Annotated in this window: 14 protein-coding genes and 1 pseudogene; 9 read left to right on the plus strand and 6 right to left on the minus strand. The window is 65.1% G+C overall.

Annotation, left to right across the window (positions count from 1 at the left end):
- Both H3V53_RS09450 and H3V53_RS09455 read left to right on the plus strand, forming a co-directional pair.
- Nucleotides 1–636 (plus strand): TetR/AcrR family transcriptional regulator (locus tag H3V53_RS09450; RefSeq protein ID WP_336597731.1); only part of this gene is annotated, 636 nt, incomplete at its 5' end.
- A gap of 418 nt (nt 637–1,054) precedes the next feature.
- A complete protein-coding gene (locus tag H3V53_RS09455) occupies nt 1,055–1,519 on the plus strand; it encodes a response regulator (protein ID WP_336597732.1) in 465 nt (154 codons plus the stop codon).
- Nucleotides 1,520–1,550: 31 nt separating this feature from the next.
- Here the strand turns inward: H3V53_RS09455 and H3V53_RS09460 are convergent, their stop codons facing one another.
- The 3 genes from H3V53_RS09460 to H3V53_RS09470 all read right to left on the minus strand — a co-directional run bounded on the left by H3V53_RS09460 (nt 1,551) and on the right by H3V53_RS09470 (nt 3,534).
- Nucleotides 1,551–2,177 (minus strand): Fur family transcriptional regulator, encoded by a 627-nt coding sequence (locus H3V53_RS09460; protein WP_336597733.1) that lies wholly within the window; start codon nt 2,175–2,177, stop codon nt 1,551–1,553.
- 99 nt (nt 2,178–2,276) lie between these two features.
- Nucleotides 2,277–2,903, minus strand: coding sequence for a glutathione S-transferase family protein (locus H3V53_RS09465; protein ID WP_336597734.1), 627 nt, complete (start codon nt 2,901–2,903; stop codon nt 2,277–2,279).
- Between the two features lie 4 nt (nt 2,904–2,907).
- A complete protein-coding gene (locus H3V53_RS09470; RefSeq protein ID WP_336597735.1) occupies nt 2,908–3,534 on the minus strand; it encodes a glutathione S-transferase family protein in 627 nt (208 codons plus the stop codon).
- Nucleotides 3,535–3,757: 223 nt separating this feature from the next.
- Between H3V53_RS09470 and H3V53_RS09475 the strand changes: the two genes are divergently transcribed.
- Nucleotides 3,758–5,452 carry an ATP-binding domain-containing protein gene (locus tag H3V53_RS09475; RefSeq protein WP_336597736.1) on the plus strand — a complete coding sequence of 565 codons (1,695 nt, stop codon included), beginning with the start codon at nt 3,758–3,760 and terminating at the stop codon, nt 5,450–5,452.
- A gap of 22 nt (nt 5,453–5,474) precedes the next feature.
- Here the strand turns inward: H3V53_RS09475 and H3V53_RS09480 are convergent, their stop codons facing one another.
- Nucleotides 5,475–6,422: a phosphoribosyltransferase gene (locus tag H3V53_RS09480; protein WP_336597737.1), complete on the minus strand. Its 948-nt coding sequence runs from the start codon at nt 6,420–6,422 to the stop codon at nt 5,475–5,477.
- Nucleotides 6,423–6,667: 245 nt separating this feature from the next.
- Between H3V53_RS09480 and H3V53_RS09485 the strand changes: the two genes are divergently transcribed.
- Together H3V53_RS09485 and H3V53_RS09490 are read left to right on the plus strand one after the other, a co-directional pair.
- On the plus strand, nt 6,668–7,192 hold the full coding sequence (locus H3V53_RS09485) for a putative pterin-binding protein (protein WP_336597738.1): 525 nt from the start codon (nt 6,668–6,670) through the stop codon (nt 7,190–7,192).
- Nucleotides 7,162–9,006, plus strand: coding sequence for an ATP-binding response regulator (locus tag H3V53_RS09490; protein ID WP_336597739.1), 1,845 nt, complete (start codon nt 7,162–7,164; stop codon nt 9,004–9,006). The genes H3V53_RS09485 and H3V53_RS09490 overlap by 31 nt, the downstream gene beginning before the upstream one ends.
- 41 nt (nt 9,007–9,047) lie before the next feature.
- Here H3V53_RS09490 and H3V53_RS09495 read toward each other — a convergent pair whose 3' ends face one another.
- Nucleotides 9,048–9,902: a helix-turn-helix domain-containing protein gene (locus H3V53_RS09495; protein ID WP_336597740.1), complete on the minus strand. Its 855-nt coding sequence runs from the start codon at nt 9,900–9,902 to the stop codon at nt 9,048–9,050.
- Between the two features lie 381 nt (nt 9,903–10,283).
- Here H3V53_RS09495 and H3V53_RS09500 point away from each other — a divergent pair, with 381 nt between their 5' ends.
- Nucleotides 10,284–11,624, plus strand: a complete 1,341-nt coding sequence (locus H3V53_RS09500) for an NAD(P)/FAD-dependent oxidoreductase (protein WP_336597741.1) — start codon at nt 10,284–10,286, stop codon at nt 11,622–11,624.
- Between the two features lie 162 nt (nt 11,625–11,786).
- On the opposite strand, the gene H3V53_RS09505 is transcribed toward H3V53_RS09500, so the two are convergent.
- Nucleotides 11,787–12,524: a GntR family transcriptional regulator gene (locus H3V53_RS09505; RefSeq protein WP_054926459.1), complete on the minus strand. Its 738-nt coding sequence runs from the start codon at nt 12,522–12,524 to the stop codon at nt 11,787–11,789.
- 187 nt (nt 12,525–12,711) lie between these two features.
- Between H3V53_RS09505 and lhpH the strand changes: the two genes are divergently transcribed.
- From lhpH to zwf, 3 genes and pseudogenes are all read left to right on the plus strand, one after another.
- Entirely contained in the window at nt 12,712–13,719 is a 1,008-nt protein-coding gene (gene lhpH, locus H3V53_RS09510; RefSeq protein ID WP_336597742.1) for a trans-3-hydroxy-L-proline dehydratase, read from the plus strand.
- A 61-nt stretch (nt 13,720–13,780) separates the two neighbouring features.
- Nucleotides 13,781–14,697: pseudogene (gene lhpI, locus H3V53_RS09515) on the plus strand (bifunctional Delta(1)-pyrroline-2-carboxylate/Delta(1)-piperideine-2-carboxylate reductase).
- 276 nt (nt 14,698–14,973) lie between these two features.
- On the plus strand, nt 14,974–16,458 hold the full coding sequence (gene zwf / locus H3V53_RS09520) for a glucose-6-phosphate dehydrogenase (RefSeq protein WP_336597743.1): 1,485 nt from the start codon (nt 14,974–14,976) through the stop codon (nt 16,456–16,458).
- Nucleotides 16,459–16,603 lie beyond the last annotated feature (145 nt).

The following is a 16,603-nucleotide window of genomic DNA, read 5'->3' on the forward strand; positions in this document are numbered from 1 at the left end:
CGCCCGGGCCGGCCGGCGGGCAGCGGGCGTGGACCGGAGCAGCGCGCGCGTCTGCTCGATGCCGCGCTTGCGCTGTTCGCGCGCCAGGGCATCGTCGATACGACGCTCGGCCAGGTCGCGCGCGAGGCCGGTTTCACGCCCGCGATGATGCACTACTACTTCAAGACGCGCGATCAGTTACTCGACGTGTTGATCGACGAGCGCTTCCTGCCGCTGCGAGAACGCCTTGGCGGCGCGTTTCAGGCCAATCCCGATGATCCCGTCGCGGCGATCACGCTGCTCGCGCGGCGGCTCGTCGAAGTGGCGGGCGACTACCCGTGGTTTCCGTCGCTGTGGATACGCGAGGTCATCAGCGAAGGCGGTCTGCTCAAGCAGCGCATGCACGAGCGGTTCGGCAATGCGAACCAGCAGCGCGGCATCGCGTTCATCGAGCGCTGGCAAAAAGAGGGGCGGCTCAATGCAGCGCTGGAGCCGTCGCTGGTGTTTCTGTCGGTAATCGGCCTGGCGATCCTGCCGCTCGCGACGTCGTCGGTGTGGCGCAACGACCCGGCCCGCCGCAAGCTGACAGCCGACGACATCGCGCGGCATGCCGTGGCATTGCTGACGCACGGCGTCGGACGCGCCGCTCAAACGTGAGCGCGACGCCAATCATCTGACCAACGCGACCCACGCGACGACCGACGCGACCAATGCGCGCGCCGCACGCCGCGCTGGATCAAACGCCGCGAGGCACGCAACGTGCTTCGTCTTATGCGTTTCGCAAGTCTGCCTCGCGGCGGTCACGCAAGCGCCTCGCGCGGTCGTCAACATGTCGTCGTGCCGTTTCCCGTCAAGCTGTATGCCCGGACGGACAAGGGCACGGACTCCTGCAACTCGACGCGTACAATCGAGTCCGAATGGAGAATGCGCTGCGCCGCTACCGCGCGCAGCCGCGAATCGCGAAACAGGGAGCCTGGCGGGCGAACAGCGCGTCCGTCATCCGTGGGCAAGAACGTCTATACGTTGAACCGTTTTCCGCTGCCGGCGCTGGCGCGGTACACCAATGCATCACATCATGGCCACGTCAGAATGCATAACCAGCTTTTCAAGCAATAACATCAAGATGAACGGAGTACTGAGGCTCGATCAGGCCACGATCGTGCTCGTTGAAGATGACCCGCAAAACAGGGAATCGTTGAAAATTCTGCTCGAGTCGGAAGGCGCCAACGTCATCGCCGTGGCGGATGCGGAAGAGGGAGTCGAAGCGGCCGTTCGCGTGCTGCCCGATGCCGTCGTCTGCGATCTGGACTTGCCGGCGATGGACGGCTTCTATCTGATTCAGCGGGTGCGGGATCATGAGATTCGGGGCGATCATTCCCCTTCGGTCGCAGTGGCCCTGACGGGCCATACCGATGAAGCCTACCGGCTGCGCAGCATCGGCGAAGGATTCCAGCACTTCATGACTAAACCGGCGCCGCCTGAGACGCTGGTGACGTTGTTGCACGACGCGATAGGCGCGCGCGCCGCCGGTCTGACCTGAAGCTCGGACTGCGGCGTCATTTAAGACGTGTTCAGCTGCCGGCGGGTTGTGCCGCCTGGCACGCTGAGCACAACCCTTTCAGCTCGATTCCATCGCCGGCGAGCCGATAGCCTGCGTTTTCGATCTGGGCGACGAGCGCTTCGCGCAGCGCGGGCTGATGCAGCTCCGTCACGTTGCCGCACTGCTGGCACACGACGAGTATGCCGTGCTGGCATTGCGTCAGATCGTGGCAGACGGCGAACGCGTTGATCGACTCGATCTTGTGGACGAGCCCCGCCGACAGCAGAAAGTCCAGCGCACGATACACCGTGGGCGGCGCGGAGCCGGGATGAATCTGGCGCATGTCGTCGAGCAGCGAATAGGCCTTGGTGGCGCGTCCCGAAGTCAACAGCAGTTCCAGCACCTTGCGGCGGATCGGCGTGAGTTTCTCGCCGCGCTCGCGGCAATATTCTTCCGCCAGCGCGAGCGCCGCTTCTGCCGATGCGGGCGTGGCATGCGTGTGCTTGTCGCCGTGTTCGTCATGTTCGCCGTGCACCTGCTCGCCAGCGTGCGCGTGCGCATGCTCGCGAGCCTGCTCCGCGGCCTGCGCGCTATGCGCGCTGTGCGAATGATCCGGCGCAGTCGCGAGCGCGGCTGCCGTTGGCTTGGCGTTTTTCATCCGTCGATTATACGGTTCATCGCCGGGCGGCAGCGCGGGCGTCCCGCCGTCACGAGGTGCGAGCGAGCGCTTCGCGCGTGCTGTTCCCGCCGTGTGTCGTCAATCGAGCTTCACCGCGAAGCCGCGCTGCACGCCCGGCCGCTCGAACAGCATGTCGTACCAGCGCTTGACGTTCGGATAATCGGCGAGATCGACCTTGTGGCGCTCGTGCCGCCATGCCCAGCCGAGAATCGCGAAGTCCGCCACCGACAGCTCGCCCGCCACGTACTCCGTCTTGCCCAGGCGCGCATCGAGCACGGCGTAGAGCCGCCGCGTTTCGGTGGAGAAGCGCTTGAGGCCGTAGCGTTTGTCGTCTTCGGAGGCGAGTGCCGCGAAGTGATGCACCTGTCCCGGCATCGGACCGAACCCGCCCATCTGCCACATCAGCCATTCGAGCACGGGCACGCGCTCGCGCAGGCGCTTCGGCAAGAACTTGCCCGTCTTTTCGCCGAGATACAGCAGGATCGCGCCCGATTCGAACACGCTGATCGGTGTGCCATCCGGTCCGTCGGGATCGACGATCGCGGGGATCTTGTTGTTCGGGCTGATGGCGAGGAAGTCGGGGTCGAACTGCTCGTCCTTCAAGATGTTGACGGGCCTGACGACGTACGGCAGTTCCATTTCCTCGAGCGCGACGCTGACCTTGCGGCCATTCGGCGTGCCCCATGCGTAGAGCGTGATGGTCATGTGTTCAGGTCAGATCGAAGTCGACATATTGCTTGAAACCCGAGCGGGTCGCGAGCCGCTGATACCAGCGTTCGAGATTCGGCATCGACGGCCGCTCGACACCGGGCAAACCGAACCAGCGCTTCGCATACGCACCCAGCACGATATCGGCGAGCGTGAACTTCTCGCCTTCGATAAAGAAGCGCCCTTGCAGATGAGCGTCGAGCATCTTCCACAACGTCGCGACGTTGTCGATATCGGCGGCGAGTTGCGCCTCGTCGCGCCCGGCTTGCGGCGTGCGCACGATCGTCCAGAACACGGGGCGCTCGGCGGGCTGCAGCGTGGACAGCGACCAGTCGAGCCACCGGTCGATGCTGGCGCGCGCCTTCGGTTCGTCGGGATAGAGCAGGCTGGAGGCACCGTATTGCATGACCAGATAGCGCAGGATCGAGTTCGATTCCCACAGCACGTAGTCGCCGTCGACAAGCGTAGGAATCTTGCCCGTCGGGTTCATGTCGAGATAGCCGGGCTCGTTGTTGCGGCCGAATTGCAGGCCGGCGTCGATACGGTCGTATGGCAGGACCAGTTCGTCGCACACCCACAGGATTTTCTGTACGTTGACCGAGTTGGCGCGTCCCCAGATTGTAATCATCCGGTAATCCTCTTTCCTCTTATGTTGGCAAGCTGCGCCGCGCGGTGTGTTCCCGTCGTCCGGATCATTACGGTTCGCTTCGATCCAGACGCGCCTGGCGCGCGGCGCCCAACCAATAACGATACACGAAGCAGGCTTTTCTTTCCGGCCGCGGCCAATGTCCCAGCCAATGTCCCCGTAGGCGTTGCGTACAATGGGCGCACTTCAACCTGACGAGGCGCGCATGGCCCGCATTGTCCCCGACGACTGGAAGAGTCTCGCCACCACAGGCGCCGCCGCGCGCGAGCGCGAGACCCTGGCGCTGCTCGAAGAAGGGCTGCCGCGCGACTACACGGTCTATCACGGCGTGCACTGGACACGGCTTTCCGAAGGCTTTTCCGTGTTCGGCGAGGCCGATTTCGTGATCGTCAGCCCGTCGGGGCGCGTGATGATCGTCGAGCAGAAAACGGGTTTTCTGCGTGAAACGCCGAAGGGACTCGTCAAGGTGTACATGCAGACGGAGCGCAACGTCGCGATTGCGCTCGCGCGCACGATCGAAGGCTTGCACCGGCGCTTCACGGCCGCTTTCGGCGCGGGCACGTATTTCATCGAAGAACTGCTGTACTGTCCGGATCACGTCGTGCGCGACGCGGCCATCGCGGGCGTGAACCCGGCGCGCATCGTCGACGCCACGCGCAAGGACAGGCTCGTCAGCATCATCCGCGAGGCGCTGCCGGAGGACGAACCGCGTCTGCCGTGCGCATCGAAAATCCATCACTATCTCGCCGACGAACTGTCGCTCACGCCCGATGCGAGCGCGCTCGTCGGCCAGGCGGGCACGCTCGTCACGCGGCTCGCGGGCGGTCTCGCGACATGGGCGCGGCGCCTCGAATTCGCGCCGTTCCGGCTGCGCGTGATCGGCACGGCGGGCTCGGGCAAGACGCAACTGGCCGTGCAGGTGATGAAGGACGCCGTCGCACGCGGCGAGCGGCCGTTGTACGTCTGTTTCAACCGGCCGCTCGCGGACCACATCGCGCGCGTCGCGCCGCCCGAGGCGAAGGTCGCGAACTATCACCAGCTATGCGACTGGATTTTGCGCGAAAGCGGCCGCGCGCCCGACTTTCAGACGAGCGACGTATTCGAGCAGCTCGAAAGCGCTTTCGCCAACGCGCCCATCGACGCGCGCTGGCAATACGACGTGCTGATCGTCGACGAAGGCCAGGATTTCCAGCAGCCGTGGGTGCCCGCGCTCGAACGGCTGCTGAAGCCGAACGGCGCATGGTGGTGGCTCGAAGATCCGCTGCAGAACCTGTACATGCGCGAGAGCGTCGCGCTGCCGGGCTGGACCGTGCTGCGCGAATCGACCAACTACCGCAGTCCGCGCGACATTCTCGACTATCTGCGCAACGTGGTCGGCGCGACGGTGCCACTCGCGAGCGGCCTCGCGGCGGGCAGTCCGTTCGACGGCTCCGACATCTCGCTGTCCGTCTACGACGAAACCCAGACGCCCGACAGCTGCATCGACGCCACCAAGCGCGCGATCACGCAGGCGCTCGCGCTCGGCTTTCGCAAGCAGGACATCGCGGTGCTGTCGTTTCGCGGGCGCGAGGGTTCGGTGCTGGGGACGCTCGATCATCTCGGGCCGCATCGGCTGCGCAGCTTCACGGGCAAATACGATCTGTTCGGCAACCCGGCGTATCGCGAGGGCGATGTGCTGCTCGACTCGATCTATCGGTTCAAGGGACAGTCGGCGCCGTGCGTGATTTTGAGCGAGGTCGATTTCGACGCATTCGACGAGCGCAACGCGCGCAAGCTGTTCGTCGGCGCGACGCGCGCGACGATGAAGCTGATCGTCGTCGCCTCGCAGCGCGCGGCGCAGCATCTGCGGCTCGGTGATGGGAACGAGCAGGGAAAGGCGCCGGGGAAGGCGCCGGATTAGCGGCTGCGCCAAGCGACCGTGTTTAGCGCCAGGTCGTGGCGCTGATCAGCGTGCCCTTGTGCTTGAGCGCGTCCCACCAGATCACACGCAACAGGGGCGCCGCTTTCGCGATGAAGAGCGCCTGCACGGGATCGCTTTCGATGAAGTGCGTCACGCCGCAGCGCAGCGCCGCGCTCGCCTTGTGCCCGGCGGCGCCTTCGGGCGTTTCGTCGTGCAGGTCGGGCGTGCGCATCAACAGTTCCAGGTGACCGAAACCGTGCCGCTCGAGCCACGCGCGTGTGCGCTGCAAGTCGGCGTGCGGCCGGCCCGTGATCACCGCACGCACTTTCTGCAGATCGACGTCGGGCAGGATGTCGTAGGGCAGCAGTGCGTCGCGTTCGCTCAGGGCGGCGGCGAGATCTTCGTCATAGCGCGCCAGCGGCACATCGGGCAGCAGGATGCCGTCCAGGTCGATCGCATAGGTGGCGTATTCGTGATCGTCCGACATGGCGTCGGCGGAACCCGACTCGACGTTCAGCCAGTCCTCGCGATAGCCGTCCGTATACGCTTGCCTTTCCCACGGAAACAGCGCAAAAAAGCCGGACGCGTCGTTTGCATAGTCCGGCCGGATACGGCTGATTTCGTCGAAGGCGCCCGTCAGCGTCTTGACGGTCAGCCCGTGCTGTTCGAGAAACGCGATGCAGTCGACCAGCGTGAAACCGCGGCCCGCGATGTCCTCGCACAGCAGCACCTTCGAGCCGGGCGCGGGCAGCGGCTGTGCCGAATCCCACGTCACATGGCGCGCGCGGCGGTCGTAGCTGAGAAACGCCACCGGCACGCCGATCGTGTGCGAGGCCATCAGCGCGAGCGGCGCACCGCCTCGCAGAATGCCGACCGCTGCCGCGAAGCGCTCTTCGAGCAGTGCGGGCTGCAGCGACTCGATCCAGTGGTCGAGCTGTTCGTAGGTCAACGGTAGAACCGGCTTTTTCATGTCGGGTGTTGCGCTGTGTGGTGGGCTGGAAATTGGGCCGGATTGGGCCGAAAACTGGGCTGGACGTTGGGCCGGATGAACGCGCGTCGGCGAGGCGGCTTTTTTGAGACGGAGCCGATATTATGCACGCCATGTAAAGATTCTGTGTCGAGGCGTGCGTCGACGCTGACAGTTATCGTCTGACGTCGTTGTCAGGCACAATGCCGGCAACGAAGGCAACAAGACCACACAAGAGGGACCTGAAAGTGCACTACAAGCATTGCGGATGGCTGCGCGCGCTTGCGCTGGGGATTGTCCTGACGCTGGCGTTCGGCCCGGCGCAGGCGGGGGCCGCTCCCCTTGCCGCCACGCTCGCGCTCGACGTCAAAGGCAAGATCGCGAAGACCAACGACGCCGATCACAGCGTGTTCCATTTTTCCGAAGCGCAGATTCTCGCGCTGCCCGCCCACTCCATTTCGACATCGACGACCTGGACGGCAAAATCGACCTTCACGGGGCCGCTGCTCGCGGATATCCTCAAGACGGTGGGCGCGTACGGCGACGAGGTCGAGATTCATACGCTGGACGACTACACGTACACCGTTCCTGTGTCCGACACGAGCCGCTACGGCGTGATCGTCGCATACAGCATGAACGGCAAGCGCCTGCAGGTCAGCGACTTCGGGCCGCTGTTTCTCATCTATCCGCGCGACCAGTTTCCCGGCGAGCTGGCGGGAGCGTCGTCGGACGCGAAATTCGTATGGCAGATCAAGGCTCTCATCGTCAAATAGGACGGCGCCCGCTGCGCCGCGTCGTACTCGTCGTGATCTGGATCGCGGCGCTCGCGGCGCCGACCGCGGCGATCAGCTATCTGCTGTACTCCGCACTTCTCAATCCCCGCGCGACCCAGCAGCTGACGGGCACTTACGACGGCTTCTACTGGGACGCGGCGCAACTCCAGATCGCCTACGCGCGGCTCGAAAGTCAGCTGCTGCAGTATCAGACGGGCGTCGATCCCGACTATCAGCGGCTCATGCTGCATTTCCAGGTGCTGCAATCGAAGCTGCGCGTGATGGCGGGCTCGACTCAGCGCCTCGCCGCGCGCACGGAAGCCGTGCAGCGCCAGCAGGTTGAGATTGAGGGTCTCACCGAGATGCTGACCGCCTTGCAGCCTTCCCTCGATGCGTTGCCCGCTTCGCCCGCGCTGGCTTCGCAGATCGTCCAGGAGTTGCGCAAGCACTGGCGGGAGGTCAACGATCTCGCGCTGAGCCGCCGCAACGTCGACCTGCAGGACCGCGAGGCGATGAACACCGACTTCATCGCGAAGCGGCGCATGCTGTTCGCGGGCGGGCTCGTGCTGCTGCTGCTGTCGGCGGCGGCCACCGTGCTGCTCGTGATGAACGGCCGGCGCCGCACGAACCTGATCCTGCAGCAGCACGCCGCGCTCGACGCCGAGCACCAGGCCAGCCGCGCCGCGCGCGAGGCGAGTCTCTCGAAGGACGCGTTCCTCGGCATGATCAGCCACGAGTTGCGCACGCCGCTGCATGCGATCGTGTCGTCGATCGAGCTGCTCGGCTTCAACTTTCACTCCGAGGCGGACCGCAAGGTGATCCAGCGGCTCGATACGGCCGCGCGTCACCTCGAAGCGCAGATGAGAGATCTGACCGACTACGCGCGCCTGGGTGCGGGCAAGCTGGAATTGCGCAACGAGCATTTCGATCCGCGCGAGCTGCTGGGCTCGATCGTCGACGAGCACGAGCCGTTCGCGAAGGCGAAGGGCCTCGTGTTCGAGGGCAGCGCGAGCGGGCGCTGCGGACTGGTCGATTCCGACCCGCACCGCATCCGGCAGATCGTCAACAACCTCGTGACCAACGGCATCCGCTACACGGAACGCGGCACCGTCACGCTGCACTTCGAGCAGCGCGACGACGCGTTGGTCATCGTCGTCACCGACACGGGCGCGGGTGTGCCCGACAAGCAGATTCCGCTGATCTTCAAGGAGTTCACGCAGCTCGACGCGTCGCGCACACGGCGCTTCGAAGGCGCCGGGATGGGGCTGGCCATCGTGCAAGGGCTCGTCGAACTGTTCGGCGGGAGACTCGGCGTGGACAGCGAGGTGGGCAAGGGCACGCGCTTTACCGTGACGATTCCCGTGCAGGCCGTAGCCGCGCCCGTGGAGGCGTCGGCGAGTCCGCAGGCGGCGCAGGGCGTGGGGCGGCCGCAGGTGCTGATCGTCGACGACAACCAGCTGATCCGCGAGTCGCTGTGCGAAATGCTTGAACATATGGAATGCGACGCCGCCGCCGTCGCGAATGCCGACGACGCGCACGCCTGGCTCGCCGAGCGGCGCTGCGATCTCGTGCTGCTCGACCTGCACATGCCGGACAAGGACGGCTATGCGTTCATGGCCGAATACATCGACAGGACGCCCGAAACGGCGCGCACGCCCGTGATCGCCGTGAGCGCGTACGCGCCCGACGGCCAGACGCGCGCCGAGGCAGATCTGTTCTTCGACAGCCTCGCGAAGCCCGTTCACTACGACGTGCTGCGCGACGCCGTGCAGCGCGCGCTGACGGCGCGGCACGGGGCGTCCGTGGCGGGGTGACCGGCCGGGCGCCGCGGCCGCGTGTGCTTTTCAGATGTGGCTCAGGCGCGGCTCAGGCGCTTCGACAGATCGGCGACGAGAATCGCCATGCGCGCCGGCTTTTCGTAGCAGGCCACGTCGTAATTGCGCACGATGTCGCTGATTTCCGACTCGCTCGCCTTGCCCGTCAGCAGTTCGCCCGTCAGCACGAAAATGGGCGCATCCGGGTTCTCCGACGCACGCACCGCGCGAATCGCGTCCGCCGACGTCTGCGCGCCGAACAGCCAGTCGATCACGACGCCGTCGAACACCTGCGTCTGCAGCGTGTCGGCGAAGGCGGCGAGGCCGTAAATCGCGACGGCCGCGAAGCCGCTGCGTTCCAGGTAATCGCGCAGGTTGTCGGCGGACGCCTGGTCGTCGTCGACCACGGCGATCAGCGGCTTGTCCGTTTCAGCGCGGCGCGGGTAGATCTCGATCTTGTGGACTTCGTACGCGTTCTGGTAAAGCGCGCCGTCGTAACGCACGACGCGCCACTGGTCGAGCTTCGACCACGCGATGAATTCCGGCCGGCTGCCTGCCTCGATCGGCGCGCCGATCCAGGCGGTGCACGCAAGCTCGATGCCGCCGATCGCGAACACGGCCTCCTGCGCCGTCGCGCCGACCATGCCGGGATCGAGCGACTGCGCGCCGAACAGTTGCGCGGCGGGCTCGCCGAACACTTCGGCGACCTTCTTGATCTGCGAGAGCGTCCACGGGCTGTTGCCGCGCAGCTTGCGGTGACCCTGCGAAAAGCTCAAATCGAGAATCCGGCAAAGCTCGCTGGTTTGCTGACGTTTGCCGATGCCGTGACGGCTCATCAACTCGCGCACGCGTTCGGCGACGGCGAGCGAGTCGGTTGAGGTGGCTTCGTTGGACATGCGCGAAGTTTCTGTCGGAGTAAATAGTTGTTTATGACGCGGCGTCGCGGCAGCAGCGATGCCAGCCGGTACCTCGGGGCGTCGGTGCTGCCGTCGTGAGACAGCAACGGTAGCGCGCGACTCGGGCGCGCCTGGTGTCGCGCCATGCCCGCATCATCGGTGCACCTTTCAACGAATCCGCCGATTCTAATGAGTTCGGCCGCCGTGTGCGAATGAGGTCGAAGCCGATTTGATGCCGAGCCTTTCTATTTTAGCGGCGAAACGTATGCAAATAGCATGACATCGCGCATTGCGCCTTCGATGGCCAATTTCTGGCGGGATTGCGGCGTGCGCACGGGCCTGAGAAGATGCTGACCCCCGCCTTCCCAGCTTTCTTTCCCGATGACGACTACTTATCCGCTGCACGCCGACCTGAGCCCCGCCGACGCGCCGTTTCCCGAGCAAGCCGACGTCGTGATCGCGGGCGCGGGCATCATGGGTTGCGCGGCGGCGTACTACCTCGCGCGGCGCGGGCTGAAGGCGGTGGTGCTGGACAAGTCGCGCATCGCCGGCCAGCAATCGACGCGCGCTTGGGGCTTCGTGCGCCAGCAGGGCCGTGAAGCTGCCGAGGTGCCGCTGATGATGGCGGGCATGCGCATCTGGGAGCAGCTCGAGCGCGAGCTGAACGTCGATCTCGAATGGCGGCAGGGCGGGTGCCTGTACGTCGCGGACAAGGACGAGGATTGGGCGTCGTTTCAGCAATGGATGGACGTCGCGAAGCAATATGGGCTGGATACGCGCGTGCTCGATCGCACGCAGATCGATCAGGTCGTGCGCGGGATGCAGGGCAAGGCGCTGGGCGGCCTGTACACGGCAAGCGACGGCCAGGCCGAGCCGCGTCGCGCGGCGGCCGCGTTCGCGATGCGCGCGGTCGAAGGAGGCGCGCGTTTCGTCGAAGGCTGTGGCGTGGTCGCTATCGAAAGGGCCGCGGGCAGCGTGACGGGCGTCGTCACCGAGCGCGGCACAATCCGCACGCGGCACGTGATCGTCGCGGCGGGCGCGAGCAGCTGGCGGCTGCTGGATACGCTGGGCATTGCGTTGCCGCAGCAAGCCGTACGCGGTACCTGCATGCGCACCAATCCGCTGCCGGCCGTGACGGCGTCCACGTTCTGGGGGCACGGCCTTGGCATCCGCCAGCGCGCCAACGGCGCGATCAATCTCGCCGACGACATGCAAGTGGACGTCGACATGACGTTCGGGCATCTGCGCGCATTGAAGTGGTTTTTGCCCGAGTTATGGTCGCAGCGTCAGAAGTTCAGCTTCCATCTGAACGGGGCGTTCGTGCGCGATCTGCGGGATCGGCTGCCGGGCGCGGTGCCGGCGGGCGAGCGCGTGGTGCATCCGCGCGATCCGAATCCGCAGCCGAACCGTTCGCATGAGCCACGCGCGTTGAGGAAACTGCGGGCGTTGTTTCCGGCGCTTCGGGACGCGCAGGTGGTGGAGTCGTGGGCGGGGCTGATCGACGTGCTGCCCGATGGGATTCCCGTGCTCGACGCCGCGACGCAGACGCAGGGTCTGCTGGTCGCGACCGGCTTTTGCGGGCACGGATTTGCGATGGGACCGATTGTGGGCCGGCTGATGGCCGAGTGGATCGATGAAGGGCAGCCTTCGCTGGATCTTTCTGCGTTTCGTTTGCAGCGGTTTGTCGACGGGACGATGCAGCGGCCCAGGAGCATGTTGTAGCAGGGTTTCGGTATTGGCTTTGTCTGCGACGCTGGGGTGGTTTGCTGCGCAGGCTGGTGTTTGTGTGTCCTTTTTCGCTGGTATCCGCGAAGGCGCAACGCTGATGCCAGCGAAAAGAACCACAATCACCAGCCTGCGCAGCAACCCCCCAACAACAAAAACCTACTTCGGCGCGATATCGCGCCGCACCCTCACGATGTGCTGCTCGACATAAAACGCAGCCGCATCTGCATCGCCGTTGACGATGGCCTCATAGATCAGCCGATGCTCGGCCACATAAAGCCTGATCCGCCCAGGATCATGAATGCCGTCATCCTTCAGCCGCTTCCACAACGGCTGGTCCATCGCCTTCGCGACTTCGTCCGCGATCTTCACGAGCAGCGCGTCGCCCGTCATCACGGCAAGCTGCCGGTGGAACAAACGGTCGCTATCGTTCCATAGCGCGCGCTGCACGGCGTCCGATACGTCGTCGATCGAATCCATCTGCGCGAGGTAATGCTCGGCAAGTTCGTCGCGATGCGCATGCGCGGCTGCGCGACGCGCAATAGCGGGCTCGAGGATCAGACGCACATCGAGCGCGGACGTGGGGCTGATGTCGGCATCGCCCGACGCCCGATCTTCCGCGCGCGCCGCCGACAGCCGCTGCAACGCGTCCGCGCACACATACGTGCCGGAATTGCGCCGCGTCACCACGAGCCCTTCGTTCTGCAACGCGCCAAGCGCCTCGCGCACCGCGGGCCGCCCGACGCCGAAGCGCGCGGCCAGATCGCGCTCCGACGGCAGCCGCGCCTCGGGCGCGAACTGGCCGCTGCGGATGTCGCCGCGCATGCGCTCGGCCACCTGCTCGTAAATCTGCTTCGGGCGAAATGCGCGGTCCAGCGCGAATGAGGTCGAGGCCATGAATGCGTGTCGTCGATAAGAATCTGGATGCGATTCCGACCACTTGGCGGGACAATTTTTTGAAACTGGTTGATCGTCGACCCAAGCTGGTCTACATTTCGATCCAGTATAAGACAAAGATCACGGAGTGAGACGATATGTTGGACATGCAGCGGGTCCAGGCATTTTTCCTAGGCACGAACGCATCATGAAACTGAACCGCGTCATCAGCACGGTCGAAGTGCACACGGGCGGCGAACCGTTTCGTATCGTCACGAGCGGGCTGCCGAAGATGCCCGGCAAGACCATCGTCGAGCGGCGCGCGTGGCTGAAGGAACACGCCGATCATCTGCGGCGCGCGCTGATGCTCGAGCCGCGTGGTCACGCCGATATGTATGGCGGTTATCTGACGGAGCCCGTCACGCAAGGCGCCGACTTCGGCATCATCTTCGTCCACAACGAAGGCTATAGCGACCACTGCGGCCACGGCGTCATCGCCCTCGCCACGGCGGCCGTCGCACTCGGCTGGGTCGAGCGCACGGAGCCGGAAACACGCGTGGGCATCGATGCGCCGTGCGGTTTCATCGAGGCGTTCGTCAAGTGGGACGGCGATCACGCGGGCAGCGTGCGTTTCGTCAACGTGCCGTCGTTCATCTGGCTGCGCGACGTGAGCGTCGAGACACCTGGCTTCGGCACCGTTCGCGGCGACATCGCGTTCGGCGGCGCGTTTTATTTCTACACGTCAGGCGAACCGTTCGGCCTCGAGGTGCGCGAGTCGCACGTGGACAAGCTGATCCAGTTCGGCGCCGAAGTGAAACGCGCGGTCAACGAGGCCTTCAAGGTCCAGCATCCGCATATTCCCGAAATCAACCACATCTACGGCACGATCATCGACAACGCGCCGCGACATGCGGGCTCGACGCAGGCCAACTGCTGTGTGTTCGCCGACCGCGAAGTGGACCGTTCGCCGACAGGCTCGGGCACGGCGGGGCGCGTCGCGCAACTGTATTTGCGCGGCCAGTTGGGCAGGCACGAGACCCTCGTCAACGAGTCGATCATCGGCACCGTGTTTCGCGGGCGCGTGCTGTCGGAGACGAAGCTCGCCGGCTATGACGCCATCATTCCCGAGATCGAAGGCGACGCGCATATCTGCGGGTTCGCAAACTGGATCGTCGATGAGCGCGATCCGCTGACGTACGGTTTTCTGGTTCGCTAAACGGCGCTAACGGCGCCAGAGGGCGCTGAACGCGCTAAACGCGCAAGGAGCAAGCATCGACATGAGCAGCACGCCGATTTTCGACGCCGCCGGCACGGCGCGCCTGATCCCGTTTCGCGCGCTCGTCGACGCGCTGAAGACAGCCGCCGCCGATTACGCCGCCGGCCGCGTCGCGAGCCCCGAGCGGCTCGTCGTGCCGCTGAACGACAACGGCATCATGCTGTCGATGCCCGCAGCGGCCTGCGATCTCGCAATCCACAAGCTCGTCAACGTGTGCCCGCGCAACGGCGAGCGGGCGCTGCCCACCATCCACGGCCAGGTGATGGCGTTCGACGCGGATACGGGCAAGACGCTGTTCATTCTCGACGGCCCGACCGTCACGGGCCGCCGCACGGCCGCGATGACGATGCTCGGCATCGAGACGCTGTCGCGCGCCGCGCCGCAGGACATTCTGCTGATCGGCACGGGCACGCAGGCCGTGAGTCATCTGCAGGCAATCGGCGAGCTGTATCCGGATGCGCGCGTACGCGTGCGGGGTACGTCGGCGGCGCGCGCGCAGGCGTTCTGCGACACGCAGCGCGGCGTCGTGCGCGATCTGCAGCCGCTCGCCGATGCATCGACGCCCGCTTCTGTCGATGTCGTCATCGCGCTGACGACGAGCCGCCAGGCCGTCTACGACGACGCGCGCGCGCGCAGCGCCTCGTGATCGGCGTCGGCGCGTTCACGCCGCAGATGTGCGAGATCGGCGCGCGCACGCTCGCGGGCAGCGCGCTGTTCGTCGACGATCTGGCGGGCGCCAAGCACGAAGCGGGTGATTTCATTCAGGCGGGCATCGACTGGTCGACGGTGACGGGCATCGACGGCGCGCTCGCGCGCAGGCCGGCATTCGACCAACCCATCGTGTTCAAGACGGTCGGTTGCGCGGCGTGGGATCTCGCGGCGGGACGCGTCGCGCGCGCGGCGCTCGGCGCCGTGTGAGTCCTGGCTGAGCGCGAGCATGAGCGTTTGCATGAACGAGCGTCGATGACGGTTGCCTTTCAGGCAGCAGTGCGCGCAAAGCCACGGAAAAAAGCGGGAAGTAGCAGGAAGAAGCCGAACGAACGTCCGTTCGCGTCACGACAGCAAGCGTGCAAACAATCCGAAAACGTTGCACCATAGGCGTCTCGCGCGAACATGTCCGACGTAAGCGCTGCCTCAACGGGCGGCGCGGGCAGGTTGGCGTTTTCCCCAGCAGTTCATTTTTGCGATCGCGCTATGACGACTTCCACCGCTCCTGTTTCGCCGGACCGCCCGCTCGACATGATCATCTTCGGCGGCGCCGGCGACCTGTCAGCCCGCAAGCTGCTGCCCGCGCTGTATATGGCGCACACGCACGGCAATCTGCCCGCCGAAACGCGCATTCTCGCAATCGGCCGCCGCGACTGGCAGCGCGACGACTACGTGAAATGGATGGAGGAGCAGAGCAGGCCCTTCATCGAGTCGAATGCGTTCGACGCGTCCGCGTGGGACCGTTTTCTGTCGCTGTTCGAATACGTGCGCGTCGATGTCGATCAATCGGACGACTACGCGCGTCTTGCCGAAGTGTCGCGTGAAAACGCGCTGCGCGTGTTCTATCTGTCGACGTCGCCGGAACTGTTCACGACGATCTCCGACAACCTCGCCTCGCACAACCTGCTCGACGAATATTCGCGCGTCGTGCTGGAGAAGCCGCTCGGTCACGATCTGGCATCGGCGAAGGCAATCAACGATGCCGTCGGCAAGCATTTCGCCGAGCATCAGATCTATCGTATCGACCATTATCTCGGCAAGGAAACGGTGCAGAACCTGATGGTGCTGCGCTTCGGCAATGCGATTTTCGGGCCGCTGTGGCAGGCGCCGTACATTCGCAGCGTGCAGATCACGGTGGCGGAGTCGGTCGGCGTGGGCACGCGCGCGGGCTTCTACGATCACACGGGCGCGATGCGCGACATGGTGCAGAACCACTTGCTGCAGTTGCTGTGCATCGTCGCGATGGAGCCGCCTGTATCGCTGGATGCCGATGCCGTGCGCGACGAAAAGCTGAAAGTGCTGCGCTCGCTGCGCCCCATGACAGCCGAAGACATCGCGCGCGATACCGTGCGCGGCCAGTACACGGCGGGCGCCGTCGGCGGCGAGCCGGTGAAGGGCTATCTGGAAGAGGCCAACGTGCCGCCCGACAGCCGCGCCGAAACGTTCGTCGCATTGCGCGCGCATATCAACAACTGGCGCTGGGCGAACGTGCCGTTCTATCTGCGCACGGGCAAGCGGATGGCGAAGAAGCTGTCGGAAATCGTGATTGAATTCGCGGATCTGCCGTTTTCTATCATGCCGAATAGCCCTTGCGGTCCGCGCAACTGCGGCAATCGTCTGGTGATCCAGCTGCAGCCGAACGAGTCGATTCAATTGCAGATGCTTGCAAAAGAGCCGGGCAGCGGCATGCGCACGCTGCCCGTGAATCTGAATCTCGATCTGGAGCAGGCCTTCACGAGCCGTCGCGCGGAAGCGTATGAGCGCCTGCTGATCGACGTCGTGCGCGGCAGGCTCACGCACTTCATGCGCCGCGACGAACTGGAAGCGGCCTGGACGTGGGTGGACCCCATCATCGAAGGATGGAAGCGCAACGGCGACAAGCCGCGCAGTTATACGGCGGGTACGTTCGGGCCGGGTGCTTCGACGGCGATGATGGCGCGCGACAATATGGGGTGGGCCGAGGATTCCTGATCGGGCTTGGCTTCTGGTTCGCTTCTGACTAGCACGACGCGGGGCAGGCTGTCCCGCGTCGTGCAACCGCTGTTGTCATTTGTGTTTTCGGCGACGACCGACGATCGAGGCGAATGCTGCCGATCCCGCTAGCGCTAATCAAAAG

This window comes from Paraburkholderia bengalensis (genome assembly GCF_037126505.1).
GTDB lineage: Bacteria > Pseudomonadota > Gammaproteobacteria > Burkholderiales > Burkholderiaceae > Paraburkholderia > Paraburkholderia bengalensis.